Consider the following 407-nt stretch of genomic DNA (forward strand, 5'->3'; position numbering starts at 1 on the left):
ATGAAGGTGAAGTTTTTGCCTACCTAACGGGTGCCGACACAAGTGGTGATGAGGGTACAAGTGGTGATGTCAGCTTCTATATCTATGACTGGGATAGCGAGTCGCTTGAAGCACTCGATCACTCTTCAAGTTGGACGATAGAGGACCCATTAGGTGATGATACGAACTTGGTGATTTCTTTCGCTTTACCTACAGAGCTTGGTAAAGAGTTTGGTGATGAAATGCCTGATGCTGTGATTGCTTCAATGATCGAAGACTCATCCGACAGTCAGCTCTATGTTCGTACTGGGCATTTCCGCGAAGCAGGTAAGCACCATTATGATAGTGGCTTGAATGGTCCGGCGATTGAGGAGGTTCAGGGTAACTTTAGCTATATTCCTCCAGAGCCAGACTCAGACCACGATGGA

Annotated in this window: 1 protein-coding gene; it reads left to right on the forward strand. The window is 46.9% G+C overall.

The features are described from left to right. Window positions 1-407, forward strand: a 407-nt coding sequence (locus A3766_RS30985) for a hypothetical protein (RefSeq protein WP_197479523.1), incomplete at both ends; no start/stop codon positions are given.

It is taken from the genome of Oleiphilus sp. HI0132 (assembly GCF_001635845.1).